This window comes from uncultured Victivallis sp. (genome assembly GCA_944389935.1).
GTDB lineage: Bacteria > Verrucomicrobiota > Lentisphaeria > Victivallales > Victivallaceae > Victivallis.
In genome coordinates, this window is sequence record CALXOE010000034.1 from 14,393 (window position 1) to 40,893 (window position 26,501).

The following is a 26,501-nucleotide window of genomic DNA, read 5'->3' on the forward strand; positions in this document are numbered from 1 at the left end:
GCGGGGGAGCGGAGAAAGAGCGCTATGACGATTGTGGAGATAGCCCGGATGGCGGGCGTGAGTGTGAGTTCGGTGTCGAACTACTTCAATCGGCCGGGGCGGGTCGGTGCGGCGACGGCGGCGCGGATTCGAGCGGTCGTTGCGAAAACGGGTTTTGTGCCGGATCTGCGCCGTCCCGGCCCCAAGACCGGGGAGCGGATCGGGGTGAGGACGGGGAACATCGCGTTTCTCCATCCCGGCGGGGAGCTGCTGCGCCGTTTTCTCGCGCGTCCGGGGGTGCCGCGTCTGCTCGACGGGGTCGAACAGGCGCTGGAGGCGCGTCATCTCCGGCTGGTGCTCTCCGGCGCGGCGGCGGCGGGGAATCTCGACGCGCGGAGCTGCGACGGCGTGATCGTGTACGGCGGCTGGCTGCCGGCGGCGGCGGAGAGTGCGCTGCACGGGGTTCCGTGGATTCGCTGCTGCGCTCCGGTCGGGGAGGGGAATCCGGAGCGCTGCGGCGTGACCTGGGACGGCACGCGGGCCGGGGAGATCGCGGCGGAATTCCTCATGCGGCAGGGACATCGGCGCGTGGCGGTGTTCAATCCGGACGGCTCCGATGCGGAGTTCCGGCGGCGGGTCGCCGGATTCCGGCGCGTGGCGAGCGCGGGCGGGATGGTTGTGACGGAGTTCACCGTTCCCGGGATCTCCGCCCACTCCCCGATCGTGGCGAACCGGATTCTGGCGGGACGTTTTCTGCACGGGCCTGCCGCTCCGACGGGGGCGTTCTTCTGCACGGACGGCGCGCTTGCGGGCGTGTGGCGCGAGCTGCGGGGGGAAACCCGCACGCTGCAGCTGCGCCATGTGATCGGGTGCGGCGCGGACGAGACGGCTCTGAGATACGTTTCTCCGCGCCCCGCCACGGTCGATCTGCGGTTTGAGGAGATCGGCCATCTGGCGGTCGAACTTCTCGCCGCATTGTTGCGCGGCGGGGAGCCGGTGCCGGCGGAGAGGGTTGTGTCTCCGGTCCTGATGGCGGGGCGGTTCGGGGAGTCTCAGAGCGTGTCGAAGAGCCAGGTCGAGAGATAGCGTTCCCCGGAATCCGGGAGCAGTACGACGATGGTTTTGCCGCGCCACTCGGGTTTGCGGCTCATCTCGAGCGCGACCGAGAGCGCCGCTCCGCCGGAGATGCCGATGAGGATTCCCTCGGTGCGGGCGCATTTCCGGGCGGTTTCGCCCGCGGCTTCGGCGCTGACGGGGACGACTTCGTCGATGACGGAGCGGTCGAGCACCGCGGGGACGAATCCCGCGCCGATTCCCTGAAGTTTATGAGCTCCGGCCGGTTTGCCCGAGAGCACGGCGGAGGTGTCCGGCTCGATCGCGATGATGCGGATTCCGGGGTTGTGTTCTTTCAGGAAGCGGCCGATGCCGGTGATGGTTCCGCCGGTGCCGACTCCGGCGACGAAAGCGTCGATCTTCCCGTCGGTATCGGTCCAGATCTCCGGTCCGGTGGCGGCGAGATGGGCCGCGGGGTTGGCGGGATTGGCGAACTGCTGCGGGATGAAGCTGCCGGGATTCGCGTTGTGGATCTCTTCGGCCTTGTCGATGGCTCCCTGCATGCCGCGGGCGCCGTCGGTCAGCACGACTTCCGCGCCGTAGGCGGCGAGCAGTTTGCGCCGTTCGATGCTCATGGTTTCGGGCATGGTCAGGATCAGCCGATACCCTTTGACGGCGGCGGCGAGCGCGAGTCCGATTCCGGTGTTTCCGCTGGTCGGTTCGATGATGAGTGCGCCGGGGCGCAGGGCGCCGGATTTTTCCGCCTCCTCGATCATCGCGAGCCCGACGCGGTCTTTCACGCTGCCGCCGGGGTTGGCCGATTCGAGTTTGACGATGATTTCCGCGTTTCCGTCATTGAGCCGGTTGATCCGGACGAGCGGCGTGCGGCCGATCAGTTCGGCGACGTTGTCGGCGATGTGTCCCATGAGTTCTCCTCCTCCCGCTGAAGAGCTGGATTCCGTCCGGGGTGCAGCGGGCAACGGCTCCGGAACCGGATTTTCGCATCATAATATAGCGCCTTGCGGCCGTTTTTGCAATTCGGGCGGCGGGGATGGTTTCGACGCGGAAAAATCGCGATTCCCGCTCTCCGGAGATTGCATTTCCCGTTTACGGATGTACATTACCAGAAATGCAATCGGTTGTATTATGATCTGCACCTGCGAGTTATAGAAAGGGAAAAAATGCGACAGGAAGAGATGAAACTGTACCTGGACCGCTGCCAGCGTTTTCTGAGGCGTTGTGAGCCGGATCTGCTGTCTGAGGCACGGGAGATTCAGGCGGAATTCGCGAACAGCCGGGAGCCGGTCCGCTGGGCCGACCGGCTGACACTGCAATATAAGCCGATCAGAACCGGAGACGACTGGGGCGAGGCGTGGGAGAGCGCCTGGTTTCATCTCACGGCGGAACTGCCGGAGTCGTGGCGGGGCAAACCGGTCGCGATGCAGCTGAATCTCTCCGGGGAGAGTCTGGTGTTCGACGCCGCCGGAGTTCCGGCGTTCGCGCTGACCGGAAACAGCGTCATCAACGCGCATTACACGAAAGAGTATTGCCAGTTCCCGCCGGAGTTTCTGAAAGACGGGCGGCTCGACCTCTACGTCGAAGCGGCCGCGAATTCGCTGTTCGGGGTGTTCATGGACGAGGAGCCGCACCGGCTCATCGAAAAGCCGGAGGGGTATTTCCCCGGCAAGGTCAAGGCGATGCGGGTCGGGCTCTTCAACACGGAGCTCTGGCACATGCGCATCGAGCTGGAACTTCTGCTGAATTACTATGAGACTCTTCCCGAGGCGGACTACCGCCGCCGCAAGCTGCTGGCGGCGATGAATGAGGCGGTCAACGTCTATGCCGACGATCCGGCCAATGCGGCTGCGGCGCGCCGGCCGCTTGCGAAGATGCTTTCGCTGCCGGCGCTCGGGTCGGCGCTGAAAGCGAGTCTGGTCGGGCATGCGCACATCGACACGGGCTGGCTCTGGCCGGTTCGCGAGACGATCCGCAAGTGCGCGCGCACGTTCGCCAATCAGCTCGACATGATGGATAAATACCCGGGGTACGTGTTCGGCGCCTCGCAGCCGCAGCACTACGCCTTTGTGAAAGAGCACTACCCGGAACTTTACGAGAAGATCCGCCGCCGCGTGGCGGAGGGACGCTGGGAGCTTCAGGGCGGCATGTGGGTCGAGGCGGACTGCAATCTGATCTCCGGGGAGTCGATGGTCCGCCAGTTCCTGCACGGCAAGAACTTCTACATGGATGAGTTCGGGTTCGACGTGAAGAACCTCTGGATTCCGGACGTGTTCGGATACTCGGCCGCGCTGCCGCAGATCATCCGGAAATGCGGCTGCGACTTCTTCCTGACGCAGAAGATTTCGTGGAATCAGTTCAACCGCTTCCCGCACAACACGTTCTTCTGGGAGGGGATCGACGGCTCCGAAGTGCTGACCCACTTCCCGCCGGAGGACACCTACAACGCATTTGTGTTCCCGACCGAACTCTGCGCGGCGCAGGACCGTTTCAAGGAGTCGGACATGCTCGACGAGTTCATCAGTCTCTTCGGCATCGGCGACGGCGGCGGCGGCCCGAAAGAGGAGCACATCGAGCGCGCGCTGCTGCTCGGGAACATGGAGGGCATGCCGAAAGTGAAGTTCGGCCGCGCTGACAAGTTCTTCGAGCGCCTCGCCGCGAGCGACGCGGTGAAGCAGCGCAGACTCTGCCGCTGGGTCGGCGAACTGTATCTGGAGATGCACCGCGGCACGCTGACCACGCAGGCCCGCACGAAACGCAACAACCGCAAACTCGAGCAGCTCCTGACCGCGACCGAGTTCCTCTGCTCGATGGCTCCGGTTTCGGAGTATCCGGCGGCGGAACTCGACAAGGCGTGGAAGACGCTTCTCATCAATCAGTTCCACGATATCATCCCGGGCTCGTCCATCCGGAAAGTCTACGAGGTGACCGAGAAGCAGCATGCGGAACTCTTCGAGGTGTGCGGCCGTCTCATCGCCCGGGCGGCGGAGTCGATCACGGTTCCGGAGGCGGATGCGCTCACGCTCGTCAACACGCTGTCGACGCCGTACACGAATCCGGTCGAACTGCCGGAGGATTGGGCCGACTGCGAGATCACCGATCTGGCCGGAAACGCCGTTGAAGTTCAGGGGCGTCGCGCGGCCGGGAGGATTCCGGCCTCCGGCGCGGCGGTCTGGAAACGCGGCGCGAAACGCGCCGCCGCCGTCGAGGAGAGTCACTCCCTGGTGCTGGAGAACCTGCTGGTCCGGTATGAGTTCGACGCCCGCGGCGAACTTGTGCGCGCCTTCGACAAGGAGGCCGACTGCGAGACGCTGCGTCCCGGCGAAAACGGCAACGTCTTCAATCTCTACGTCGACCGCCCGAACAACTTCGAGGCGTGGGACGTGGATTTCTTCTACGAGCAGGAGCAGCGGACCGGCGCGGAACCGATTTCGCATTCAAAGTGCGTTACCGGTTCGGTCGAGTCGACGCTCTCGTTCGAGTGGAAAGTCGGAAACGCCTCGTTTATCCGGCAGACGGTCCGTCTGGCCGCGAACTCGAAGCGGCTCGACTTCGAGACGGAGGTCGACTGGCACGAATCGCGCCGCATGCTCCGCGTGAATTTCCCGGTGGCGGTCTGCGCCGGAGAAGCCGCATTTGAAATTCAGTACGGTTACGTGAAGCGTCCGACCCACTCGAACACGAGCTGGGATATGGCGAAATTCGAGGTCGTGGGTCATCGTTACGTCGATTTCTCCGCCGGGAAATACGGTGTCGCGATGCTGACCGACTGCAAGTACGGTTACCGTACGAACGAAGGGAACCTCGACCTGTGTCTGCTGCGTTCGCCGAAATATCCGGACTGGAATGCGGATCAGGGACGCCAGGTGTTCACCTACGCCTATCTGCCGCACGTCGGAGCCCTCGCCGAATCGAATGTCTGGAGCGAGGCCGCGCAGTTGAACCGCGCGCCGCTGCAGTTTGCCGGCCGCCGGCTGACCGCGGAAGTGCCGTTCTCGGTGCTGGGCGGATCCGTTTCGCTCGAAGTCGTCAAAAAGGCGGAGAAGAGCGACGATCTCGTGATCCGGCTCGTCGAGACCGCGGGGTCGGCTTCGCGCACCCGGCTCTGCACCACGCTGAAAGAGGCCCGGCTCATCGAGACCAACCTCATCGAATGGGAAGAGCTCGACTCCTTTGAGTTCCGGAACGGCGAGGTCGAACTCGACTTCCGTCCGTTTGACATCCGCACGTTCAAAGTGCGCCGGAAACGCTGAACGTCGATACGATTCAGGCCGCCCGTGAACCGGAATCCGGTTGCGGACGGCCTGTTTTTTTACCGGTCGGCGAGTCCGATTCTCACGACTCTGCCGCTCATGGCCGCGGGGGAATCGAGCCGGAACTCCCCGCCGACGATCGAGGCGATGCCTGTCCCCGGCGCGGCGAACTCCTCGAGGATCCGCCATTCCCCGCCCGGCGGCAGGTGGAACGCGATCTGCGACGGAGGATCGTTGAATACGTGCAGAAAGAGCGCCGCTTCCGTGCCGTTCCTGCTCCGGCGGATCAGGAGCTGATTGCCGCGCAGCTGCCGCCATGCGGGGCCCATCATGGTCGCGAGCGTGCTCGAGCCGTGTTTCAGCAGCGGGACGAGGCGGCGGTAAAACTCCATCGCGCGGCAGGTCAGAGCCCACTGTTCGGGGGAGAGTCCGAGGACGTCGCCCGAGAGACAGAACCGCCCGAGCATCGCCGAGGAGAGGATGTACCCGAGTTTCGTCAGATCGTGTTCCGGCTTCACCACCGCCCAGATCTGGCACTGGCGCGGCAGCATGAGCCGGTGGAGCGAAGCCGCGATCACCGGGACCTCCGGCTCTTCGTGGGCGTCCGAGAACGAGGACATCGAACTCAGGGCGAACATCGACGGTTCGAGCCGGTGGCCGCCCGAGGCGCAGTTTTCGATCACGAGATCCGGGTTGACCTCGCGGAGCCGCCGGAACATCCGCCAGGTGCCGAGCACCTGGCGTCGCAGCCCTTCGCCCGGGGAATCCGGATGGTCGCAGCCGAAGCCGACGGTCTCATTGTAGTCGACTTTCACGTAGCCGAATTGGTTGTTCCGGAGCATCTGCACGACGCGCTCCTCGAGATAGGCGATCGCCTCCGGATCGTTCAGATTCCAGAAGTGCCGATCCGGAAAGACCGGGATGCCGTCGAGCGTAAGGTGATGTTCCCGCTGTTCGGTGAACGCCTTTGACCCGGGGCCGCACACCTCGAATTCAAACCAGATGCCCGGGATGAACCCGCGTTCGCGCAGCCGTTCGGCGGTGGCTTTGATGCCGTCCGGGAAAAGCTCCCGGCTCGGCACCCAGTCCCCCTGGGAGTTGTACCACTCCGTGCCGGGGGTCTTGAACCAGCCCGCGTCGATCACAAAGTAGCGCACGGGAGTTCCGCGGAGTTTATCGGCGATGGCGAGGATGTTTTTTTCGCTCGGGTTGCCCCAGGTCGTGCACCACTCGTTGAAGATGACCGGCAGATCCTCCTCGGATTCCGGCACGTCGAGCCGCGCCTCCTGTTCCGCGAGCAGCCGTTCGCACAGCGCGTCGAAACCGCGGGCGGAGCAGGCGAGAAACGCCTCCGGCCCGGAGAAGCTCTCCCCCGGGGCGATGCGTTTGCTCCAGTGGCCGAACTCCCGGTCCGCGAGCCCGCCGGAGAGGCTGAAACTGAAGTTCCGGCGGCGCGAAAATTCGATCTGCCAGGAGCCCGCCCACGCGAGCTGCACCCCGTAAAAGACTCCGGTTTGCGTCTCCTCCACCGCCGCGAACGGGTGGAATCCGCGCACGGGCATGGTGCCGATCTGGCCGAACCGTTCGCACTGGATCGAGTGCCTGTTCCAGGAGCGTTCCAGGTGGAGCGCCTCGGCCGTATCGCAGACGTGATACCCCTCCGCGCTCCAGTTCGAGCGGAAACGGTGCAGTTTGACCTGTCCGGACTGTTCGGCCGCGGTTCCGGGGCCGATTCCGCCGAGGGCGAAACTCTCGATCATGTCGAGCACGACCGGCTGCTCCGAGCGGTTCACGAATTCGATCCGGACAGAGAAAACCGGCGTCTCATCGCGCCAGCTCAGGTGATGGATCAGCTCATACCCGCGCGGGTCCGCGAGGGTCGTGACGACCGTCCGCCCCTCTCTCCTCTGATCGCGGAAACGGAAACGCTCCGTCGAGCCGTTTTCGCGCATCGTGCGCCCCGCGCCGAAGCCGCAGGTGTTGTGGTCGCCGCGGATTTTGACTTCCGCCAGCGGCACGAGCGTCTCCTCCGGGACGGTCTCCCGCTCCGGGGCGCCGGCCGGAGCCAGCGCGAGTTCGATCCGTCCATCCTCCGGATTGTGCCGGTAACGCAGTTCCGTATCGCCGATCCGGAACCGGGAGAGTTCCTGATTGTGCATGAAAGAGTCCTCCCCGGTCACAGATCTTTGCCGAGATCGACCAGCCCCGGAGCGGCGGGCGCTTTCGGGGGAGGCGCGGGATTGCCGGTCGCGGCCGCGTCGTCTTCCGAGAGGAGATCCGCGGCTTTGACCAGTCCGGCGTTGGGATCGGCGAAATCGACCCCCGCGCGGGCGGTCTCGCCGCCGACGAGCGTGACGATGCCGGTATCGGGATTGCGGAACAGCATCGGAATGGTCGCGGCGGTCTTGCGGTATTCGTTCGCGACCGGCTTGCCGTCAATCGAGAACGCCAGATACTGGAACACCTTGGGCGAGAGCGGCATGAGCAGATGAATCCGGCTGAGCATGTCGACCTGAACCGAGAAGCGTTCGTAGCCGACCGCCTTGCCGATCCGGATTACCGAATAGATCTTCTGATCGTCCTCGATCACGAGATAGTAGGCCTTGGTCGCCCCCTCCGTGATCGACCGGATGTTGTAGGTCCGCTCGGCGGAGACCCCGTTGCCGGCCTCTTTCGTATTGAGTTCCGGGACTCCGACGGTCTGTTTCCAGACCTGGATTCCGGGTTCGACGTTGAACTTCAGATCCCGGGTCTTGTATTCGCTCGGCAGCAGCGAGTGCGAAACGTAGGCGTGAACCCGGTAGACCCCGGTCCGGTCGAGCTGATAATAGCGGTTGATCGGCACGATCATGCGTTTGATCTGCCCCGGAGAGAGCACGAGCCCGCGCACGGAGAGTTCCATTCCCGGCCGTTTCGGCACGATGTTTCCGCGCTGGTCGGTCACCTCGAAAAGAATATATCCCTGCAGTTTCGGATGTTTCCCGAAAAGCAGCGGCCGGGCGGTGTCGTTGCGCAGCGTCACGCAGGCGTAGATCGGTTCATACTGCATATAGTTGGTCCGGTTCAGCGAGAGGTCCATGCCGATCTGGGCCGACGCGGTCACCGCCGCGCAGCAGATGAGTAGGGTCAGGGCGATTGATTTGAACATGATTTTATTCTCCTGTTGCCAGAGTTTGATTACAGTCGTCAGCAATCCGGGCGGCGTCGAGCCGGTGACAGGCCGGCGGCTCCTCCGGACAGTTTCGTTTCAGACAGCCGAGGCAGGGCGCTTCGCTCCGGTAGATCCGGTGAATCCTGCCGTAAGGCCCGGTTCTGGCCGGGTCCGTCGGCCCGAAGAATCCGAACACCGGCCGCTGCAGCGCGGCCGCGGCGTGCATCGGTCCGGAGTCGTTGCTGAGCACGAGACGCGAATTGCGCAGCAGCTCCATCATGACCCCGAGCGAGGTTTTCCCCGTCAGGTCGAAGAGCGGAACGCCGCCGCCGGCCAGCTGCCGGATCTCCGCCGCGGCGGGCGAGTCCCCCGCGGTCCCGACAATGGCGAACGCGCACTCCGGGGTCTCCCGGTGGATGCGCCGGATCACCTCCGCGAACAGCGCGGGAGGAAACGTCTTGGTCTTCCACCGGCTGCCGGGCAGCAGTGCGACCAGCTTCTCCGGAATCGGACCGGGCAGGAGCTGCCGCAGTTTCGCCGCATTTTCCGGATTCTCCGGCAGGAGCGGCTCCGGAACCGGGTCGGACGCGCCGAACAGCGCATTGACGAGATTCACGTTGCGCTCGACCGCATGACCGGGCGGAACGTCGAACTTCAGCGTGTATCCGAGTTTCGCCGCCGGTTCGCGCGGGCGCGCGAAGCCGACCACCGGACCCCCTTTCGCCGCCGCCGCGAAAATCGCGCTGCGCGTCAGCCCCTGAAAGTCGATGACCAGATCATAGCGCCGCCGTCTGAGTTCCCGCACGAGATGCGCGAATTCCGGCACCAGCGTGGTCAGCCGCCCGAGCCGTTTGCGGTTGAACAAAATCCGCTCGGAGATCGGGCAGGGGCTGTAGTCGAGAATCTCCGCGAACGCCGGGTGCACGAGGTAGTCGAGTTCAGCCTCCGGGCAGTGCCGCCGCAGCAGTTCAAGCGCCGGGAAAACGTGGAGGATGTCCCCCAGGCTGCTCGGCTTGACCGCCAGAATCCGTTTGACCGATGAGCTCTTCACTTTTTCTGAACAGCAGCCGGAGACTCAGCTTCCGAGTTCGAGCCGGGTGGCGAGACGCTCCGGCAGCCCCGCGTCGATGATCTTCTGCTGCTGGCTCGCGATGTCGTAGGGCAGCCGATACCGCGTGACACAGCGCGCGACCGTGTCGAGCACCGCGAAGCTCGCGCGCGGGTCGCGGTTGCGCGGCTGGCCGATGCTGCCGATGTTGAACAGATACTTGTAGCCGACCTTGATCTCGACCGGCAGTTCGTCGGCGAGGGTGTAGTCGAAGTTGTCATCCTCGAGTTCGGGGTTGTAGTTCCACTCTTCGATCTCCTCGATGTGGCTTGAAACCGGTTTCTTGCAGAACGCGACCGGCACATGCGAGTGCCCGCAGAAACACAGCGAGGTGAACTGATAGTTGAAATTGTCGGCCGCATGGTGCGCGTCGAAGATGTATCCCCAGTTTTCGGGCGAATCGAGCGTGGCGTGGACGAGCGTGGTGTTGCAGTTCTGCATTGTGGTCCGGAACGGCGCGCTGCCGATCCAGTTCCGTTCAGCTTCGTCGAGGTGCGCCCGGGTCCATTCCACGGCTTTCTTCGCGTGGGGATTGAAGCCGGAGATTTCGATGTCGCCGTTGGCCGTGTATTCGTCGTGATTGCCGCGGACGCGCGCAATGCAGTTGAGCTCGTAAATCGTGCGCACGCAGATCTGCGGGTCGGCATTGTAACCGACGATATCACCGAGGGAGACGTAATGATCCACCTCGAGTTCCCTGCACTTTTCGAGCACCACTTTCAACGCATCGTAGTTGGCGTGGATGTCACTCAGAATCGCATACTTAGCCATCTTCTCAACATCTCCGGACTGTTTCCGGCGCGGGGGGCAGAGGGCCAGACTCTCTCCTCCCGCACCGTCCCGCCGCCGGCTTCCGGCGCGGATACTTATATGAAATACGAAAAAACACTTCAAGAGCACGTCGACTGCTGTAAGCCGGATTCTGTCCTCCGCCGGTGGCGGATGGGCAATCATCTGTCTGTGCGACCAGAACCCGGGGTTCATAGCGCCGCGAGCAACGGCTCACCCCCTATTTGGTCTTGCTGCGGGAGGGGTTTACCATGCGGCGCCGCTCTCGCTGACGCGCCCGGTGGGCTCTTACCCCGCCTTTTCACCCTTACCCGGACGGATCCGGGCGGTTTGCTTTCTGTTGCACTGGCCTTCCTGCGGCGTATTGTCCGCAGTATCCTCCTTTTCAAGAGGACTCCCCGCTCTATGCAGTCCGGACTTTCCTCAGCCGGACGGTGTCGAAACATCTCCGGCCGCGATTGCCCGCAATCGACGTACCTCCGTTAATATAACCATCTCGCCGGAATATACAAGTGCCGTTCCGGTTTTTTTGCGGCCGTTGCCGCGGGAAAAGGCGGTTTTTTTCTTGCAATCGCGCCCGGACGGGAGTATATTCCCGCTGTATGGATGGAGAGATTAAATCGAAACGCTTTGCCCTGCCGGAGGCTCTGCGCCGGGAGCGGGGAGTCCTGTGCACCGTCGGGGCGCTGGCGCTGGCCGTGCGGCTGGTGCTTTTCTTCGGCTGGCTCGATTCGCCGCTGCGGTATTTCCACCGGGTGCCGGGGCTGGATATGCTCTCGCTGCTGCGGTACGGGCAGTGGGGGGATCCGGGAATCCACCCCGTGTTCACGCTGCACCGGACGCTGGTCGCGCTGATCTACCATTTGAACGGCGCTTCGCATTCGGTCGCGGCGCTGGCGGTGATCCAGCTGTTCTGCGGAACCGGGACGGCGGTGTTCACGGCCTGGTCGGCGCTCCGGCTCTGGGGGAGCCGCCGGGCGGCGCTCGCGGCGGGGGCGGTCGCGGCGTTCTACGCGCCGGCGGTGATGTATGAGTTGTCCATGCTGCAGGAGACGCTGCTTTTGTTCGCCTTTTCCGCGAGTTTCGCGGGGATTCTGCTGGCGGAGAAGCTCCATTTCCGCCGGGGGTCGGGGTGGATTGCCGGAGTGCTGCTCGGGCTGGCTTCGATCGGGAGGCCGACGGCGCTTCTGTGGGTGGCTGCCGCGGTCGGCTGGTCTTTTCTGGTGCAGTTCCGCCGGGGGCGGGGGAACTGGCGCCGGGTGCTGCCGGTCGTCGCCGCGGTGTTTGCGGTCTGGATCGCGGTCGGGGGGCTGAATCGCTGTTTCAACGGCGGGTGGAGTCCGTTCTTCAACGTCGTGGAGTACTCTGCGACGGTCAACCGGATCGGCGCGCCGGCCGGCGGCGGAGACGGGGGCGGCGGCGCAACGGCGGTTCCGGATTCGCTCGGATACCGCTTGTTCCGGATCGGTCTGAACGCCGCCGGGAGAATGCCGATGGTGTTTCTCGCCCATGAGATTCCGGACAATTTGAATTACTATTTCATCCGCGAATACTTCCCCGGGCTGAAGTTTCTGATCGGGCCCGGATTGCTGATTCCGTTCGCGCTTGCCGGTCTGGTGCTGGTGGTGGTGACGGGGCGGTTTCTGCGCCGGGAGAGCTTGATCGTGCTGGCGGTTCTGACGCTGGCGCTGCCGATTTCGGCGAACTGGCCGATGGGGCGGTACCGGCTGATTCTGCTGCTGCCGTTCGCGCTGCTCGCGGTGGAGACGGTGCGGATCGCGCTGCGGCGTCCGCGGCGCTGGTTTCTGCCGGTTTCGGCGGTGGTGCTGGCGGGAGCGTTCCTCGTGAATCCGGTGCGCGGGACGCCGTTCTGGCGTTCGTCGGATTTCGTCGCGTGGGCGCTGGCGCTCGAGCAGCGGGCGGGCGGCCGGGTGACGCCTGAGTCGGTGGGGGTTCTGCTGGAGGGGTACCGTCTGACCGGCGGGGAGGCTCCCGCCATGAATCTGCTGATCCGGCTGATCATGCTCCGGGAGTACGCCGCGGCGCAGCGGCTGATCGACGACGCGCTTGCGAACCGGGTCGGCAACGCCTCGCTGCTGCACTACTACGCGGCGCTGCTGCGGATGGAGCAGCGCGATCCGGCGGGGGCGGAGAAGGAGCTGGCGCAGTGCGATCCCGGGGCGATGGAGGATCTGACGATCAAATATCACTTTCTGCGCGGGGAGGCGGCGCGGCTGCAGGGACGGAACGCCGAGGCGCGCGAACATTTCCGGCGTTCGCTCGCGTCGCCCGATCCGTTCGGATTCCGGGCGGAGGTGGAGCGGGCGCTCGCGCTGCCGGGGATTGCCGGGAGCGGTGCCGATGCCGCGGGCGCGAATGCTGAAGAGTTGAGAAGACAGGAGTGAGTCATGAAAGTTTTTTCCGCGATCGCGATTGCCGCGATGGTGGCGGTGACCGCCGTTCAGGCGGCGATACTCGATTCGATCCGGTTCGGAGACCGGAGTTCCGAGCGCAGTCACGGTTTTGCCGGTCCGCAGACGCGCGTCGTCGAAACGGGTGATCCGGCGGAGACCGCGCGCGAACTGCTGCCGCTCGAGCCGGTTTCGTGGCAGGGGGGCAATATGCGGTTCAAAATGCGCGTGGACCCGCGCCGGCCGAACTACGTCACGGTGAAACTCCGGGGCGACGACGTGAACGAAAACATGCTGATTCTCTACGTCGACGGCAGACAGGTCGGATTCCGGCACTTCGGTGACGTCGACATTCTCGATCACGGCAGTGCATCCGCGGCGGTGCCGGGGCGTTTTTATTACGTGACGGTGCCGATTCCGATGTCGGTGACCTACCGGAAGTCGCGGGTGGAGTTTGAAATCGCCGCGACCGGCGGCATCGTCGCGGACGGGGCGGATTTTGAGCATTACCAGAAAGAGATGCGCACGCCGAGCCGGAGGATCTATGATTTTTACGTGCATGACGACGGCTTTTTCGAGCCGCCGGCGGGGGAGCGTCAGGGGCGTCCGCCCGAGCCGGTTCCGCCGGAGTCCGGGAGCGGAGATGAGCTCGAGGCGTTCAAGGCCGCGGTGAATCACCGGCTCGCTTTGCTGCTCGTTCCGGGGCGGGAGTTCCGCAATCAGGAGGAGCTGCGGACCGCCGCGCATGCGTACCGGACCGCGTGGACGCCGACGTTCGGGAATCCGGCGCTCGCGGAGAATCTTCTGGCGGGAGTCGACGCTCTGGCGCTGCGTTCGGCCATGGATCCCGCCTTTGTGCGCAACACGGTTCCGGGACCCGAGTCCGAATGGTGCGCTTTCGGTCCGGCGGGGGAGGCGGTCTGCCTGCTGTGGCAGGAGTTTGAACCGCGTCTCAATGAACGTCTCGAGCTGGAGGACGGGCGCACTCTCACCCGGCGGCAGGTGTGGACGGCGATGTTCGAGTCCGGGGTGAAACATCTTTCCACCCATCGCCGCCCCTGGGCGGACCAGTCGCGGATCATCGACTTGAATCTCCACTGGAACAACCGCGCGCTGCGGCTGCTCGCGCCCGGGAAAGGGCTGCCGCCCGCGCGGACGCTCCATTTTCTGTATGAGTCGGCCGGGATCGAGCCCTGGTCCGGTCCGGTCGACGCACAGGGCGTTTCGAGCTGGCCGTTCGGGCGGCAGCTCCGCTTTCTGACCGCGAAGTCGCTCGCGAAGGAGTTCGGCGACGTGCGGATTCGCGGCGACCGGCTCGACTGGCTCGCGGCCGCCTGCGAGGCGACCCGTCCCGCCCCGGACAAACCCGGCGACGGGCGGCTTCTGGAGACGCTGCGCAAGGCCATCCGGGCGGAGAGTTTCTTCCGGTATCCGGCGGTCGACGGGCAGGGGCGTCCCCTCATGCGGGCGGAGAGCGTCATCGACTGGCGCAGTTCGGATTTCCCGGGGGAGGCGGCCTATGTGCAGCGGCCGGCGCCGGGGCTCTCCGTGCTGCGGGCGGCGGCGGTCGCGGCCGATCCCGGCGCGATCGGGATCGTGCAGCAGATGTTTGCGCAGAACCGGTTTTTTCCGTGGCTGGCGCGGTTGACGGCCGACGGCGCCGGGGAGTTGACGCCCGGTCTGCTCCGGCTGCCGGAACAGTATGAGTTCCTGCGCCGGCAGCCGGCGGCGGGAGGCGGTCTGCCGATGAGCGGGGAGGAGACGGAACTGCTCTTCAGCGACGAGGAGAACGGCGTGATCGCCATGAAAGAGGGCGGAGAGATTCTTTACGTTTCGCTCTACTGGCGGGCGCTGCGGGGGGTCAATTTTCTCGCCCGGGTGCACCACATCACGCCGGAGTTCGAGCGCATTGCGACCGTGCGGGAGGAGGTCCGGTTTCAGCCGTCGGGCATCACCTGGCTGCGGCGGAACTGGACGAATTCCGCGGCGGCGGCGGGTGGAATCGCCTATCCCGACCGGCGCGATTCGGTGCACCTCGGCGAGACGCTGCCGGTCGCCTGGATCCAGGATCTCACCACATTCCGGCCGGGGCAGGAGTCGCCTCTGGCCGGGCGCGGCGACTTCTACCGGCTCGAATTCGGCCCCTGGCTGATCGGGATGAACACGACCCCGGACCGGGTGTTTCACCTGGAACTCCCGGAAAAGGGCCCCCGCCGGCGGCAGATCGTCACCGGCCGGGAATTTCCGGCCGGGGAGCGCGTCGAAGTCGGGCCGATGAGCACGGTCGTGCTCCGGCAGCTCCGGTGAGCCCTCCGGGGGGGAGCGTACACGCACGGATGATCGATAAAATCCGGTTTTGCGGGTTGCATTTTCGGGAGAGTGATGATACCGTATCGAATACGATGAACTGGAAGTCTCTGGTCAACGAAAACAGGTGAAGAATGAGCAAACTTCTGATCGGCATTGATTTCGGGTCGGACAGTGTTCGCGCGGTTCTGATCGGCGCTGAGAACGGCGAAACCCTCGCGACGCACGTGCACCATTACCGGCGCTGGGCGGACGGACTCTACTGCGACGCGGCGAACAGCCGTTTCCGGCAGCACCCGCTCGATTATCTCGAGGGGATCGAAATCGTCATCCGCGAAGTCGTCCGGGGGATCGATCCCGCCCGGATCGCCGGGATCGGGATCGACACGACCGGCTCGACCCCGTGCGCGGTCGACCGCGACGGGACGCCGCTGGCGCTCAATCCGGAGTTCGCCGACAATCCGAATGCGATGTTCATTCTCTGGAAAGATCACACCGCCATCGCCGAAGCCGCCCGGATCAACGAGTACGCGAAGAGCCACGGCGGAGTCGATTACACGATGTACGAGGGGGGGATTTATTCGAGCGAATGGTTCTGGAGCAAGATTCTGCATACGCTGCGGACCGATCCGGCCGTGCGCGAAGCGGCGTTCAGCTGGGTTGAGCATTGCGACTGGATCACCGGCGAACTCTGCGGCCGGAGCGATCCGCTCACGATGAGCCGCAGCCGGTGTGCGGCGGGCCACAAGGCGATGTGGCACGAGTCGTGGGGGGGGCTGCCGCCGGAGTCGTTTCTGGCGGGGGTCGATCCGCTGCTTGCGGGGCTGCGCGCGCGGCTTTACACGGAGACCCGCACGGCGGACGTTCCGGTCGGGACGCTTTCCCGAAAATGGGCGGAAAAGCTCGGGCTGCCGGAGACGGTGACGGTTTCGGGCAGTGCGTTCGACTGCCACTTCGGGGCGGTCGGGGCGCAGATCGCCCCTTATGAACTTGTGAAAGTGGTCGGGACATCGACCTGCGACATAGTTGTGGCGCCGGAAGTGCCGGTGTGTGTGCGGGGGATCTGCGGGCAGGTGAACGGGTCGGTGATTCCGGGGATGATCGGTCTTGAGGCGGGGCAGTCCGCGTTCGGCGACGTCTATGCGTGGTTCAGGCGGCTGCTCGGATACGCGGGGGAGATTTCGATTGCGCAGCTCGAGCGCGAGGCGGCGGAGATCCGTCCCGGGTCGACGGGGATTCTGGCGTTCGACTGGTTCAACGGGCGGCGCACGCCGGACGCGAATCCGCACCTGCGCGGCGGGATTCTCGGGCTGAACCTCGGATCGAGTGCGCCGATGGTCTACCGGGCGCTGGCGGAGTCGACGGTGTTCGGGGCGCGGCGGATCGTCGAGAGATTCCGGGAGGAGGGTGTGCCGGTGAAATCGGTTTCGGCGATCGGTGGAATTGCGCGCAAGTCCCCGTTCATCATGCAGATGTGCGCGGACGTGTTCGGGCTGCCGATCAAGACTCCGGCGGCGGAGCAGGCGTGCGCGCTCGGCGGGGCGATGTTCGCGGCGGTGGCGGCGCGGGTTCACCCGGATCTGAATACGGCGATGGCGAAAATGGGTGCGGGCGTGGACCGGGTTTACGAGCCGATTCCGGAAAATTCCGCACGGTATGAGAACGAGTACCGGCGTTATCTTGCGCTGGGGCAACTGCTGGAAGAGGAGGCGATGAAACATGTTTAAGAAGCTCAAGGAGAAGTGCTGCCGGGCGAATATCGAACTGCCGCGCCTCGGGCTGGTGATCTACACGTTCGGGAACGTCAGCGTGATCGACCGCAAGCTCGGGGTATTTGCGATCAAGCCGTCCGGCGTCGACTACGCGAAGATGAAGCCGGAGGATATGGTCATCGTGAATCTCGAGGGGAAGGTGGTCGACGGGAATCTGCGGCCGTCGACCGATGTGAATACGCATCTGGTTCTCTACCGGGAGTTTCCGCACATTGGAGGAATCGTGCACACGCATTCGACCTACGCGGTGGCGTGGGCGCAGGCGCAGCGGGCGGTTCCGATTTACGGGACGACGCACGCGGATCATCTGGCCTGCGACATTCCCTGTACGGAACCGGTTCCCGACGACCGGGTCGAAGCGGATTACGAGATTGAGACGGGGCGCTGCATCGTCGAATATTTCCGGGCGAACAAGCTCAATCCGAACGACGTGCAGATGGTGCTGGCCGCGGGGCACGGTCCGTTTGCCTGGGGTGTGAACGAGAAGAAGGCGCTCTACAACGCCCGCATTCTCGAGGAGCTCTGCCGGATTGCGCTCCTGACCGAGCGGATCAATCCGCAAGTCCAGCGGCTGAAAGAGTCCCTGATCGCCAAGCACTACAACCGGAAACACGGGAAGAATGCGTATTATGGACAGAAGAATTGATCGGAGAGAATACCGGATTCGTTTCATCACCGGCAGCCAGCATCTCTACGGGGAAGAGACCTTGAAGCAGGTTGCGGCCAACAGCCGCGCGGTGGTGGACGCGCTCAATGCGAGCGGGGAGATTCCGCAGCCGATCGTCTGGCAGCCGACTGTGACGACGCAGGCGGAGGTGACGGCGGCGATCGTCGCGGCCAACGGCGATCCGGAGTGTGCGGGGGTCATTTTCTGGATGCACACGTTCAGTCCGGCGAAGATGTGGATCAACGGGTTGAAGCTGCTGCAGAAACCGATGCTGCACTGGAACACGCAGGCGAATCGCGACATCCCGTGGAGCACGATCGACATGGATTTCATGAATCTGAATCAGGCGGCGCACGGCGACCGTGAATTCGGGTTCATCTGCACGCGGCTCGGGATCGCGCGCAAGGTGGTGAACGGCTTCTGCGGAGATCCGGAGGTGCGGGCGCGGATTGCGGCCTGGGTGCGGGCGGCGACGGCCTGGCACGACTCGCAGACGATGCGGATCGCCCGTTTCGGGGACAACATGCGCGAAGTCGCCGTCACCGAGGGGAACAAGGTTACGGCGCAGATTGCGTTCGGGTACGCGGTTGACGGGTACGGCGTCGGCGACCTGACCGCGGTCATCAGGGAGGTTTCCGATGCGGAGGTTGAGGAGCTTCTGCGGGAGTACCGGGATCTGTACGTGATTCCGGACTGTTCGGAGCCGGCGATGGCGTCGATCCGGGCTGCGGCGCGGCAGGAGATCGGGATTCGGCGTTTTCTTGAGGCGGGGAACTGCTCCGGTTTTACGGATACCTTTGAGGATCTGCATGGATTCGATCAGCTTCCGGGGCTTGCCGCGCAGCGGTTGATGGCTGACGGGTACGGTTTCGGAGCGGAGGGGGACTGGAAGACAGCGGCGCTGCTGCATTCGTTGAAAGTCATGGCTTCGGGACTTCCGGGGGGAGTGAGTTTCATGGAGGATTACACCTATCACTTTGAGCCGGGGCGCGGCCGGGTGCTGGGTTCGCACATGCTGGAGGTATGTCCGAGCATAGCGGCGGGGCGTCCGAGGCTTGAGGTGCATCCGCTCGGGATCGGCGGGAAATCCGATCCGGCGCGTCTGGTATTCGGCACGCGGCCTGGTGCGGCGCTGAATGCGAGCATGATCGAGCTTGACGGTCGTTTCCGCCTTGTGGTGAATGAGGTGGAAGTTGTTGAGCCGGATGAGGATCTGCCGAGACTTCCGGTGGCGCGGACGGTCTGGATTCCGAAGCCGGATCTCTGCGAGGGTGCGCGGCGCTGGATTGAGGCGGGCGGGGCGCACCACAGCGTGCATGCTCCGGCGCTGACGTTGGAACACCTGCGTGATTTTGCGCGCATTGCGGGTGTGGAGCTCGTTGAGATTCGCTGAAAGGGGGGAGTTGTTTGGCCGACTGCGGGCGGAGAGCGGGAGCGGGCGGCCGGATGATTTTGTCAAAACGGCTTGAAATTCAGCGGATGCGGGGTTATTTTATGGTGATGCCCGGGTAGCTCAGTGGATAGAGCAGAAGTTTCCTAAACTTTTGGCCGGAGGTTCGATTCCTCTCCCGGGTACCACTTTTACGCCCGAAAACGCCCTTTGAGGTACCACTGAGTACCACTCGAAAATTTCTCATCCCCCTGTTTTCGGCTTTCTCCGGCTTCGGACGATACTGGCAATTACCGGCGCATTTTCTGCTGTTATTCTTTGCCACAGAAACTTTTAACAAAGAGGTTCTTCTGTGGCTAAGAAATCGTTACGCTTGAGCGTCGGGTCGATTTTCACCAAAGGTCCCGGCAAAATCTACTTCTACCGTTATCAACTCGACGGGCACCGCAAGACCGTCAGTCTGCAAACCACCAATCGTGCCGAGGCGGTCAAAAAAGCCGAAACTCTGCTGCCGATCATCAAAGCGACTTCAACCGAAGTCATCGCCGCCCACGTACAACAGGCCAGAGGTTTGAGCTCTCCGATACGCAAGCTGTCGCTTGACGGCGTCTGGGATTACTATTCCACGCATCCGGAACGCGCCACACCCGCCACCGTCAACGAACAGATTCAGTATCGCACCACCCTTGATGAATTCATCCGCTTCATCGGCAATCCTCAGATGGAAGTCGGCAAGATCAGCAGCCAGCACACCGAAAAATTCGCTCAATATCTGAAAAGTACTGGCATTGCCGTCTGTACTCACAACCGCAAAATCAAACGACTCCGCAAAATCTTCTCCACCCTGGGCGAATTTCGGGACGCGGAAAACCCGTTCCGAACGATTCTTTTTCGCCGGGAGCGTGAAGAACAGGGTCTCGGGGTCCGCCGCCTTGCCTTCAACCGGGAGCAGGAGCGGCAGCTTCTCGAAGTCCTTGACGATCCGCAATACCGCGTGATGAACAAACCCGAAATTCGAGTGATCTACCATCTCGGCATGTACACCGGTCAGCGGCTCAAAGACTGTGTCCTGCTGCAATGGCGAAGCATCGACCTCGAACGGCGGCGGATCTGGGTCAAACAGTTCAAAACCGGCAAGGAAGTCACGATTCCGATTGCGGACAAGCTGCTTTCCGTGCTGCTGGAGGCCCGCCAATGGCAAAGCAACGATTATGTCTGTCCCCAAACGGCGGAACGCTACAACCACCTCGACAAAACCGGCAAAAACATCGGCAACAATCTGGTCAATCTCGACGTGCTGCGGGTGATCCGCTGGATCGGCGTAGAGCCTTCGGTTGCCGTTCCTGGACGCAAGCGCAAGGTGACACAGTACGGCTTCCACTCGCTCAGGCACACCTTCGCCAGCCATTGCGCCGAAGCCGGAGTTCCGAAAGCGGTGTTGCTCTCAATTCTCGGCACCGATTCCGAAATCGCCGACAAATACTACACGCACATCGGAGAAGAAGCCCAGTTGAAAGCCATCGAAGCCGTTACCGGAACCGAAGTTTCTTCCGCACAGGAACGAATTCGACAGGCCCTTGCCTTTCTTGCCGCCCTTCCTCCCTCTCCAGAACGTGAGAAATTGGAACAGATACTGAAACCAGCCTGAAAACTTTCATCACAAGGGGGGGCCCTGTATCATTATAGCCAATGGATTGACTGAAACTACTTTTTATTGACAAAATTTATATTTTTTGCCTTTTCAGGGGCTTGACGGAGGGGTGTTTTTTCTTTATCATACAATGAAAGTTCTCCTCCTACCTCATGTCTGTTTTTTTAATGCGGGCTTGTGCCCTGATTTTAACGACAACGAGGTAAGTAATGAAATTTCTTCAGTTTGCATCTTCTGAGCCATCAGTGTCTTCTTCCGCAAGGATGAACTTGATGATGTCGGAATTGCGGTATCGTACCGCAGTACCGATCTTCTTCCGTCGAGACGGAAAGGTCCTACTTTGCTTTCTTTTTTTGTACAACTCAAAACTTGTGGAGACGGTTGAGACGTTACTTCAGCACCTTTAAAACTCTAACGGAAACTTGGTTCGTTTTGTCCAAGCGTTTTCCAAAGATAATTTGCTGACGTCTCAACTGTCTCCGCCCCTGTTTAAAAGTTTTCTTAAAGGTAAATTTCAAATGTCTCAAGTGTCTCAGTTCACTTATATTTCAAATTCAGCCGTCCCACTGTCGGAAGACAAGTCTTCTTCCGCCAGGATGAACTTGATGATGTCGGAATTGCGGTATCGTACCGCTGTGCCGATCTTCTTTCGTCGAAACGGAAAGGCTCCGTTTCGTTCCAACTTTTTGAAGTTCGCCAGACTGATTCCGAGCATTTCAGCGGCTTCCGGCTGGTCGATCAGCTTCGGCAGCACAGCTGGAATCGTCTCGCCGTTTTTCGCCAGGTTTCGCAACTGCGCCACGATCTCCCTTTCCTCCGGGATGCTCAACACTCCGGCTTCGGCCAGCGGGTGCAGCAGCTTTGCGATCAGATTGACCGTCGTTTCCTTGATCCTGACATCCATTTTCAGACCTCCTTGATTCAGATACTTCCGTTGAAAAGGCTTTCCCCTCAAACTCAGGCGGAGAAAGCGGGGGTTTTAGAGTTTGTTTTTATTGTATCTATCAAAAAAAAATAAGCATCTCACGAGAGAGAACACCCTAAGCAAAGCAAAAAAGAGAGAACAATACTATCTAAGACAAAGCACAAGAAACCCCTCAAACACAAAACAACAAAGAGAGAACACCCTAACGAACCAACAAACAAACACCAAAAAGCAAAGCAGACCTCTCAAAGGAGAACCCCCTAAGCCGATACCAGAAACAAACCAGCAGGCACCTTTAAACAGACTTAAAGCGAAAGCAGAAGAAACCATAATCAAAACAAAAACTTCTCTGACTGTTGTTATTATTTTACTGAAAAGAAAACAAAACATTACAGGAGCAAGCAACTATGGGAAAACCCAGAATCCACCGGGAAGAAACTTACAACGAAACCCGAATCTATCAAAGTCCATCAGGGAGCCGGGCGGAAATCCTGTCGGCGATCCATCAGATTTTCGATTACATGTGGAGCATCAGCCACGGAAGACTTTACGTCAGCCATTTCACGGTCAACTTCCCCTCAACTTTCACACTTCAGGCCAATGACTTTCTGACCGGAACCCTCCAAAGCTGGCGGCGAACCATGCAGAACCGCCGAGTTCCAACCGAATATCTCTGGGGCCGCGAAAAAGGCGATTTTGCCAGCGGCGGGCACGTTCATTTCCACATCTTCGTCATCGTCCACGGCAAGTTCATCCAGTCCGCTTCCGGGATTGCCAGCCATTTGAATTGCTTGCTCTCCAAACGTTTGAAAGACGATGTCAGGCGGGTCCGGTGCAATCCTCCATTACGGGACCGTTTCTACTGGGGCAAGAAGGTTTCCGCGAAGCTCGACAATCTCGCTGACGCGATCGAGTGGGTCTCCTACATCGCCAAGGTCGATACCAAGGAGGCTCCTTTCGGCCAGAAGACTTTCGGCTTTTCCAAAGGCTTTCTTCAGCAGCATCAGATTTCAGCTTTGACTTTGGCGGAAGAGGCCGCTTTCGACGATGCCGACCTTTCGATTTCCGACGAAGATTGGGCGGCATGGGGTTACGAACCGCTTAATTGGGAAGAGATTTTGAATTTCAACCCGGCAACCGGTGGGCAGCTCCATGCGGAAGCCTGAACACAGAAAGGTACCGGAAAACCATCTCCGTTGCGCAGAAGCCTTCGCCGGGGTCGATGCCGGGATTGCGGTCTCAGTGGCCCTTCCCGTGGCTCCGAAATACCAAGACGGGCTAGCTGTTACAGCGGTTGCCGTCAACAGGAGTTCAAACCAGAGAGGAGGAAGCAAGATGGACGGTTGAGGTAGAATTGACAGAACTTTTATTCAACAACCAAAAAAAACTTAAACAATGGGGAATTTATCATGATCAGAAATCGAAAATCTGTTTGCTGCTTTCCGAAAGACGAAGAACCTGAAAAGCCGCAGTTTTATCGGAGAAGCAAGGAGGAAGCCGATCGGGACTTCCGGAAAGGCATCCTGGAACGCGGCCCCGGTATCGAGGTGAGAGTTCACCCGAACGATCACACCAAAGAGATTGTGATCAAGTGGGATACCGGAAAACGCAAGCGCTACGTTCGTAATCGCCGCAACCACCTGTGCGACGATCTGGTCGATGTTTTCGCCTGGGGAGAACCGAGAACCAGGAAGGAAGAACCTCTGCAGGACAAAGAGCCGCAGAATGAGGAACGGCAAGACGGAGAAGCGCAGGGCGACAACCCTCCGGGGAGCGAGCCGCAAACTGATGAGCCGCAAAACGATTGACCTTTTGCCGCCGGGAGAGCGGTGCTTAAAACCTTTCCCGGCGTTTTTTATTTATCGGCAGGTCCTTCCAGAGTATCCGAACCGTTTCAGGGGGGGCGGAAGTTGACACTCTGGAAGAAGAGAGTTTGCAGGTGCGAAAGCTGCCCAGAAAACCGGATTTCATGCCGACTTTTTCCAGATCAATCCCACAGCTTCGACATAGGCTTTGATGTGGCGACGGACAACTGCCGAAGGCTGCCGGTTGCAACTTTCCTTCACCTGGACGAGAATCCTGCCGGGCAGTTCGATTTCGAGGGTGGCGCAGAGTTTCCCATCCAGCGAACGCATCGAGACGATGGCGCAACAGCCGCGCCGACAGGCATCCAGATAGGAGCCGACACAGTGATGTAACTGGCGGCCTTCCCGGAAAAGCGCATCCGAGTCGAGAAGTTCGTCAAAGATGATGTCGGGATTTTCCCGCACCCGCGAGAACCCATGCGACGGCCGGGAGCGGAGGACTTCTGAACGGCGAATGCCGTACAGCCACTCGTCAGCCTCCTGACATACCGAACGGAAAGACCGGTCTTTTCAGGTAAAATGCTCGTTGAAAAGTCCCTGTGTCCGCCAGTGGTGCACCGGAATTTGAAGTTCCCTCAGCGTGAACTTCTGACAAGCCAGCCATTCGGAAACAGTGCGGACAACATGAAGAAAAACCGGCCATTCAAGATAACGGCAGGCCCCGTTGAGCACTTCAGCAATTTCCGTTGCCTCAGCGGTCGAATGGCGGTGACTTCGGAGAATACAGAGGCAACACCCTGTTCGCAAGGGAAGAAAAACGTTTTGGAAAGTGTCGGGAGCTGCGGGGCAGGCTGCTGGAACTTCTGAAAATTCAGAAGCGGCGAAAAGAGTGATTCGGCACCGGCAGGCCCCGCAACGACAACACAACTTCATGCACGATTGCCGTTTCCGGTTTGACTTTTCGCTTTAGGCGAACTATGTTAAAAGGAAAGTTCATTAACCCAAAAAAAGGAAGTGAAACCGTAGAGACGAACTGAATCTGAACTGAAAAATCGTATAATACCGGCCTTACAAGGAAACTAGCAATTTTCAAACGCAATGGCCGACTGCATGAAGTGTGTCCGGAATGTGGACGCATTCTCGTGGTTTGTCGTTGCGTGGGCTTGCTAGTGCCTCTTGTAAGACGGATTGCGGAATGCGCCCTTTTTTTGTGCGCAGTTCCGCAACCTGAAACACAGTCGTTTGAGCAGTATGCTCCTCAAGCAACCGAAGGGAGGTGGATAACGTCCGGAAAATTGCGCACATTTTGAGAGATGGCACTTAAAAAAGAGCCTGTTTTCTGATTGATTATAGTGACCAACCCATAATCAAAGGAAAGGAAAACAGGCTATGGAAAATGTAGCGTAGGAAAACGAAAAGGCAATCTCCGGAGCGATTAAAATTGATGAAAAAGAGATTCGGACGCATCTTGATGGATTGGTTCGACAGTCGGTCGAGGATACACTGAATACTCTTCTTAATGCGGAAGCTGACGCGATCTGCCAGGCTTCGAGGTATCAGCGCAGTCCGGCTCGTCAGGAGACGCGAGCCGGAAGCTATAAACGCAAACTTCTGACGAAAGCGGGCAAAGTGGAACTTCACGTTCCCCGTCTGAGAACGTTGCCATTTGAAACGCAAATCATTGAGCGTTATAAGACAAAGCAAAGCAAAGCAAAGCAAAGCAACGTCGAGGAAGCCCTGATCGAGATGTATCTGGCTGGCGTGTCCGTTCAGCAGGTGGAGGATATCACCGAAGCCCTGTAACGTGGACTCCAAGTCGTAAGGCTGATCGTTTCGGATAAAGGTCTGGGATTGTATGAAATCATCGGTGATTTTTTTCCCTGAGGCCAAATGGCAGCGCTGTGTTGTACACTGGTATCGGAATGCTTTCACCATGTGTCCGTGGAAACATCTCCGCGAGGTCGTCGTTATGCTCAGGCAGATTTCCACGATAAAATGGGGAACTCGTCAGTATATGAACACTTACAAACTTTACGAAAGTGGTATAAAATGAAAAATATTCTACTTGGGCTCATGGTATTCTGTCTCAGCATCGTCTGGGGAGGAGAAACTACACCAACAGCTCTCCGAAAATCTGCAGAACAGGGAGATGCAAAGGCTCAGTGTCAGCTGGGACTCTGCTATGCCAAAGGCGAAGGTGTCAAAGCAGATGCCGAAAAAGCGGTTTACTGGTGGAAAAAAGCTGCGGAACAGGGAATGGCAGCGGCTCAGTTTTTTCTAGGATTCTGCTATGCCGCTGGCGAAGGCGTCAAAGCAGACGCCGAAAAAGCGGTTTACTGGTATCAAAAATCTGCAGAACAGGGAGATGCAAAGGCTCAGTATCAGCTGGGACTCTGCTATGACAATGGCAAAGGCGTCAAAGCAGACGCCGAAAAAGCGGTTTACTGGTGGAAAAAAGCTGCGGAACAGGGAATGGCAGCGGCTCAGTTTTTTCTAGGATTCTGCTATTTCGACGGCAAAGGCGTCAAAGCAGACGCCGAAAAAGCGGTTTACTGGTGTCAAAAAGCTGCAGAACAGGGAGAGGCAAGGGCTCAGGTTCTTCTAGGAGTCTGCTATTTCGAAGGCAAAGGCGTCAAAGCAGACGCCGAAAAAGCGGTTTACTGGTATCAAAAAGCTGCAGAACAGGGAGAGGCAACGGCTCAGTATAATCTAGGAGTCTGCTATTTCACTGGCAAAGGTGTCAAAGCAGACGCCGAAAAAGCGGTTTACTGGTGGAAAAAAGCTGCAGAACAGGGAGAGGCAAACGCTCAGTGTAGTCTAGTAGCCTGCTATGCCAAAGGCGAAGGTGTCAAAGCAGACGCCGAAAAAGCGGTTTACTGGTGTCAAAAAGCTGCAGAACAGGGAGAGGCAAACGCTCAATTTCAGCTGGGACTCTGCTATGCCAAAGGCGAAGGTGTCAAAGCAGACGCCGAAAAAGCGGTTTACTGGTGGACAAAAATTGCGGAACAGGGAGATGCAACGGCTCAGTATAATCTAGGATTCTGCTATGCCAAAGGCGAAGGCGTCAAAGCAGACGCCAAAAAAGCAGTTTACTGGTATCAAAAAGCTGCAGAACAGGGAGATGCAACGGCTCAGTATCTGCTGGGAGTCTGCTATTTCGAAGGCAAAGGCGTCAAAGCAGACGCCGAAAAAGCGGTTTACTGGTGGAAAAAAGCTGCAGAACAG

The 26,501-nt window shown here is 60.5% G+C and carries 20 protein-coding genes, 1 tRNA gene and 1 other RNA gene; 14 read left to right on the top strand and 8 right to left on the bottom strand.

Annotation, left to right across the window (positions count from 1 at the left end; all coding sequences use genetic code 11):
• Positions 1–24 precede the first annotated feature (24 nt).
• Positions 25–1,065 carry a LacI family DNA-binding transcriptional regulator gene (locus Q0J85_RS10610; protein ID WP_294481275.1) on the top strand — a complete coding sequence of 347 codons (1,041 nt, stop codon included), beginning with the start codon at positions 25–27 and terminating at the stop codon, positions 1,063–1,065.
• On the opposite strand, the gene cysK is transcribed toward Q0J85_RS10610, so the two are convergent.
• Complete coding sequence (gene cysK, locus Q0J85_RS10615; protein WP_294481277.1) at positions 1,032–1,958, bottom strand: cysteine synthase A; 927 nt, start codon at positions 1,956–1,958, stop codon at positions 1,032–1,034. The two genes, Q0J85_RS10610 and cysK, sit on opposite strands and share 34 nt — an antisense overlap.
• 270 nt (positions 1,959–2,228) lie before the next feature.
• On the opposite strand from cysK, the gene Q0J85_RS10620 reads away from it, so the two are divergent.
• Positions 2,229–5,300, top strand: a complete 3,072-nt coding sequence (locus Q0J85_RS10620) for a glycoside hydrolase family 38 C-terminal domain-containing protein (protein ID WP_294481280.1) — start codon at positions 2,229–2,231, stop codon at positions 5,298–5,300.
• Positions 5,301–5,359: 59 nt separating this feature from the next.
• Here Q0J85_RS10620 and Q0J85_RS10625 read toward each other — a convergent pair whose 3' ends face one another.
• The 5 genes from Q0J85_RS10625 to rnpB form a co-directional block, all read right to left on the bottom strand.
• On the bottom strand, positions 5,360–7,459 hold the full coding sequence (locus tag Q0J85_RS10625; protein WP_294481281.1) for a glycoside hydrolase family 36 protein: 2,100 nt from the start codon (positions 7,457–7,459) through the stop codon (positions 5,360–5,362).
• Positions 7,460–7,476: 17 nt separating this feature from the next.
• Complete coding sequence (locus tag Q0J85_RS10630; protein WP_294481282.1) at positions 7,477–8,448, bottom strand: hypothetical protein; 972 nt, start codon at positions 8,446–8,448, stop codon at positions 7,477–7,479.
• A gap of 4 nt (positions 8,449–8,452) precedes the next feature.
• The gene (locus tag Q0J85_RS10635) at positions 8,453–9,502 is read right to left on the bottom strand and encodes a glycosyltransferase family 9 protein (protein WP_294481283.1); all 1,050 of its coding nucleotides are present in this window, start codon (positions 9,500–9,502) and stop codon (positions 8,453–8,455) included.
• A 24-nt stretch (positions 9,503–9,526) separates the two neighbouring features.
• Complete coding sequence (locus Q0J85_RS10640; RefSeq protein ID WP_294481284.1) at positions 9,527–10,330, bottom strand: metallophosphoesterase family protein; 804 nt, start codon at positions 10,328–10,330, stop codon at positions 9,527–9,529.
• A gap of 124 nt (positions 10,331–10,454) precedes the next feature.
• Positions 10,455–10,822: RNase P RNA component class A (gene rnpB / locus Q0J85_RS10645), an RNA gene on the bottom strand.
• A 128-nt stretch (positions 10,823–10,950) separates the two neighbouring features.
• Here rnpB and Q0J85_RS10650 point away from each other — a divergent pair.
• The 7 genes from Q0J85_RS10650 (at position 10,951) to Q0J85_RS10680 (ending at position 20,543) form a co-directional block, all read left to right on the top strand.
• The gene (locus Q0J85_RS10650; RefSeq protein WP_294481285.1) at positions 10,951–12,753 is read left to right on the top strand and encodes a hypothetical protein; all 1,803 of its coding nucleotides are present in this window, start codon (positions 10,951–10,953) and stop codon (positions 12,751–12,753) included.
• 3 nt (positions 12,754–12,756) lie between these two features.
• Complete coding sequence (locus Q0J85_RS10655) at positions 12,757–15,066, top strand: hypothetical protein (RefSeq protein ID WP_294481286.1); 2,310 nt, start codon at positions 12,757–12,759, stop codon at positions 15,064–15,066.
• A gap of 134 nt (positions 15,067–15,200) precedes the next feature.
• Positions 15,201–16,793, top strand: coding sequence for a ribulokinase (locus Q0J85_RS10660; RefSeq protein ID WP_294481287.1), 1,593 nt, complete (start codon positions 15,201–15,203; stop codon positions 16,791–16,793).
• Positions 16,786–17,484 carry an L-ribulose-5-phosphate 4-epimerase AraD gene (araD, locus tag Q0J85_RS10665; protein ID WP_294481288.1) on the top strand — a complete coding sequence of 233 codons (699 nt, stop codon included), beginning with the start codon at positions 16,786–16,788 and terminating at the stop codon, positions 17,482–17,484. The genes Q0J85_RS10660 and araD overlap by 8 nt, the downstream gene beginning before the upstream one ends.
• A complete protein-coding gene (gene araA / locus Q0J85_RS10670; protein ID WP_294481289.1) occupies positions 17,468–18,898 on the top strand; it encodes an L-arabinose isomerase in 1,431 nt (476 codons plus the stop codon). The genes araD and araA overlap by 17 nt, the downstream gene beginning before the upstream one ends.
• A 109-nt stretch (positions 18,899–19,007) precedes the next feature.
• Positions 19,008–19,083, top strand: a tRNA-Arg gene (locus tag Q0J85_RS10675).
• A gap of 164 nt (positions 19,084–19,247) precedes the next feature.
• The gene (locus tag Q0J85_RS10680) at positions 19,248–20,543 is read left to right on the top strand and encodes a tyrosine-type recombinase/integrase (protein WP_294481290.1); all 1,296 of its coding nucleotides are present in this window, start codon (positions 19,248–19,250) and stop codon (positions 20,541–20,543) included.
• Between the two features lie 544 nt (positions 20,544–21,087).
• On the opposite strand, the gene Q0J85_RS10685 is transcribed toward Q0J85_RS10680, so the two are convergent.
• Positions 21,088–21,450, bottom strand: coding sequence for a helix-turn-helix domain-containing protein (locus Q0J85_RS10685; protein WP_294481291.1), 363 nt, complete (start codon positions 21,448–21,450; stop codon positions 21,088–21,090).
• Between the two features lie 428 nt (positions 21,451–21,878).
• Here Q0J85_RS10685 and Q0J85_RS10690 point away from each other — a divergent pair, with 428 nt between their 5' ends.
• Positions 21,879–22,637, top strand: a complete 759-nt coding sequence (locus tag Q0J85_RS10690; protein WP_294481293.1) for an inovirus-type Gp2 protein — start codon at positions 21,879–21,881, stop codon at positions 22,635–22,637.
• Between the two features lie 243 nt (positions 22,638–22,880).
• Positions 22,881–23,279, top strand: a complete 399-nt coding sequence (locus Q0J85_RS10695; protein WP_294481294.1) for a hypothetical protein — start codon at positions 22,881–22,883, stop codon at positions 23,277–23,279.
• A 159-nt stretch (positions 23,280–23,438) separates the two neighbouring features.
• Here Q0J85_RS10695 and Q0J85_RS10700 read toward each other — a convergent pair whose 3' ends face one another.
• A complete protein-coding gene (locus Q0J85_RS10700) occupies positions 23,439–23,741 on the bottom strand; it encodes a PcfJ domain-containing protein (RefSeq protein ID WP_294481295.1) in 303 nt (100 codons plus the stop codon).
• 1,011 nt (positions 23,742–24,752) lie between these two features.
• On the opposite strand from Q0J85_RS10700, the gene Q0J85_RS10705 reads away from it, so the two are divergent.
• The 3 genes from Q0J85_RS10705 to Q0J85_RS10710 all read left to right on the top strand — a co-directional run.
• Positions 24,753–25,079, top strand: a complete 327-nt coding sequence (locus Q0J85_RS10705) for a transposase (protein ID WP_367274636.1) — start codon at positions 24,753–24,755, stop codon at positions 25,077–25,079.
• Positions 25,080–25,131: 52 nt separating this feature from the next.
• Positions 25,132–25,329: a transposase gene (locus Q0J85_RS15485; RefSeq protein ID WP_367274637.1), complete on the top strand. Its 198-nt coding sequence runs from the start codon at positions 25,132–25,134 to the stop codon at positions 25,327–25,329.
• Positions 25,326–26,501: tetratricopeptide repeat protein (locus tag Q0J85_RS10710; protein ID WP_294481296.1), on the top strand; the 1,176-nt coding region annotated here is incomplete at its 3' end. The genes Q0J85_RS15485 and Q0J85_RS10710, both read left to right, overlap by 4 nt.

Coding starts and splice junctions, on each gene's coding strand:
- Q0J85_RS10610 (WP_294481275.1), top strand. CDS start 25: ATGACGATTGTGGAGATAGCCCGGATGGCGGGCGTGAGTGTGAGTTCG.
- cysK (WP_294481277.1), bottom strand. CDS start 1,958: ATGGGACACATCGCCGACAACGTCGCCGAACTGATCGGCCGCACGCCG.
- Q0J85_RS10620 (WP_294481280.1), top strand. CDS start 2,229: ATGAAACTGTACCTGGACCGCTGCCAGCGTTTTCTGAGGCGTTGTGAG.
- Q0J85_RS10625 (WP_294481281.1), bottom strand. CDS start 7,459: ATGCACAATCAGGAACTCTCCCGGTTCCGGATCGGCGATACGGAACTG.
- Q0J85_RS10630 (WP_294481282.1), bottom strand. CDS start 8,448: ATGTTCAAATCAATCGCCCTGACCCTACTCATCTGCTGCGCGGCGGTG.
- Q0J85_RS10640 (WP_294481284.1), bottom strand. CDS start 10,330: ATGGCTAAGTATGCGATTCTGAGTGACATCCACGCCAACTACGATGCG.
- Q0J85_RS10650 (WP_294481285.1), top strand. CDS start 10,951: ATGGATGGAGAGATTAAATCGAAACGCTTTGCCCTGCCGGAGGCTCTG.
- Q0J85_RS10655 (WP_294481286.1), top strand. CDS start 12,757: ATGAAAGTTTTTTCCGCGATCGCGATTGCCGCGATGGTGGCGGTGACC.
- Q0J85_RS10660 (WP_294481287.1), top strand. CDS start 15,201: ATGAGCAAACTTCTGATCGGCATTGATTTCGGGTCGGACAGTGTTCGC.
- araD (WP_294481288.1), top strand. CDS start 16,786: ATGTTTAAGAAGCTCAAGGAGAAGTGCTGCCGGGCGAATATCGAACTG.
- araA (WP_294481289.1), top strand. CDS start 17,468: ATGGACAGAAGAATTGATCGGAGAGAATACCGGATTCGTTTCATCACC.
- Q0J85_RS10685 (WP_294481291.1), bottom strand. CDS start 21,450: ATGGATGTCAGGATCAAGGAAACGACGGTCAATCTGATCGCAAAGCTG.
- Q0J85_RS10690 (WP_294481293.1), top strand. CDS start 21,879: ATGGGAAAACCCAGAATCCACCGGGAAGAAACTTACAACGAAACCCGA.
- Q0J85_RS10695 (WP_294481294.1), top strand. CDS start 22,881: ATGATCAGAAATCGAAAATCTGTTTGCTGCTTTCCGAAAGACGAAGAA.
- Q0J85_RS15485 (WP_367274637.1), top strand. CDS start 25,132: ATGAAATCATCGGTGATTTTTTTCCCTGAGGCCAAATGGCAGCGCTGT.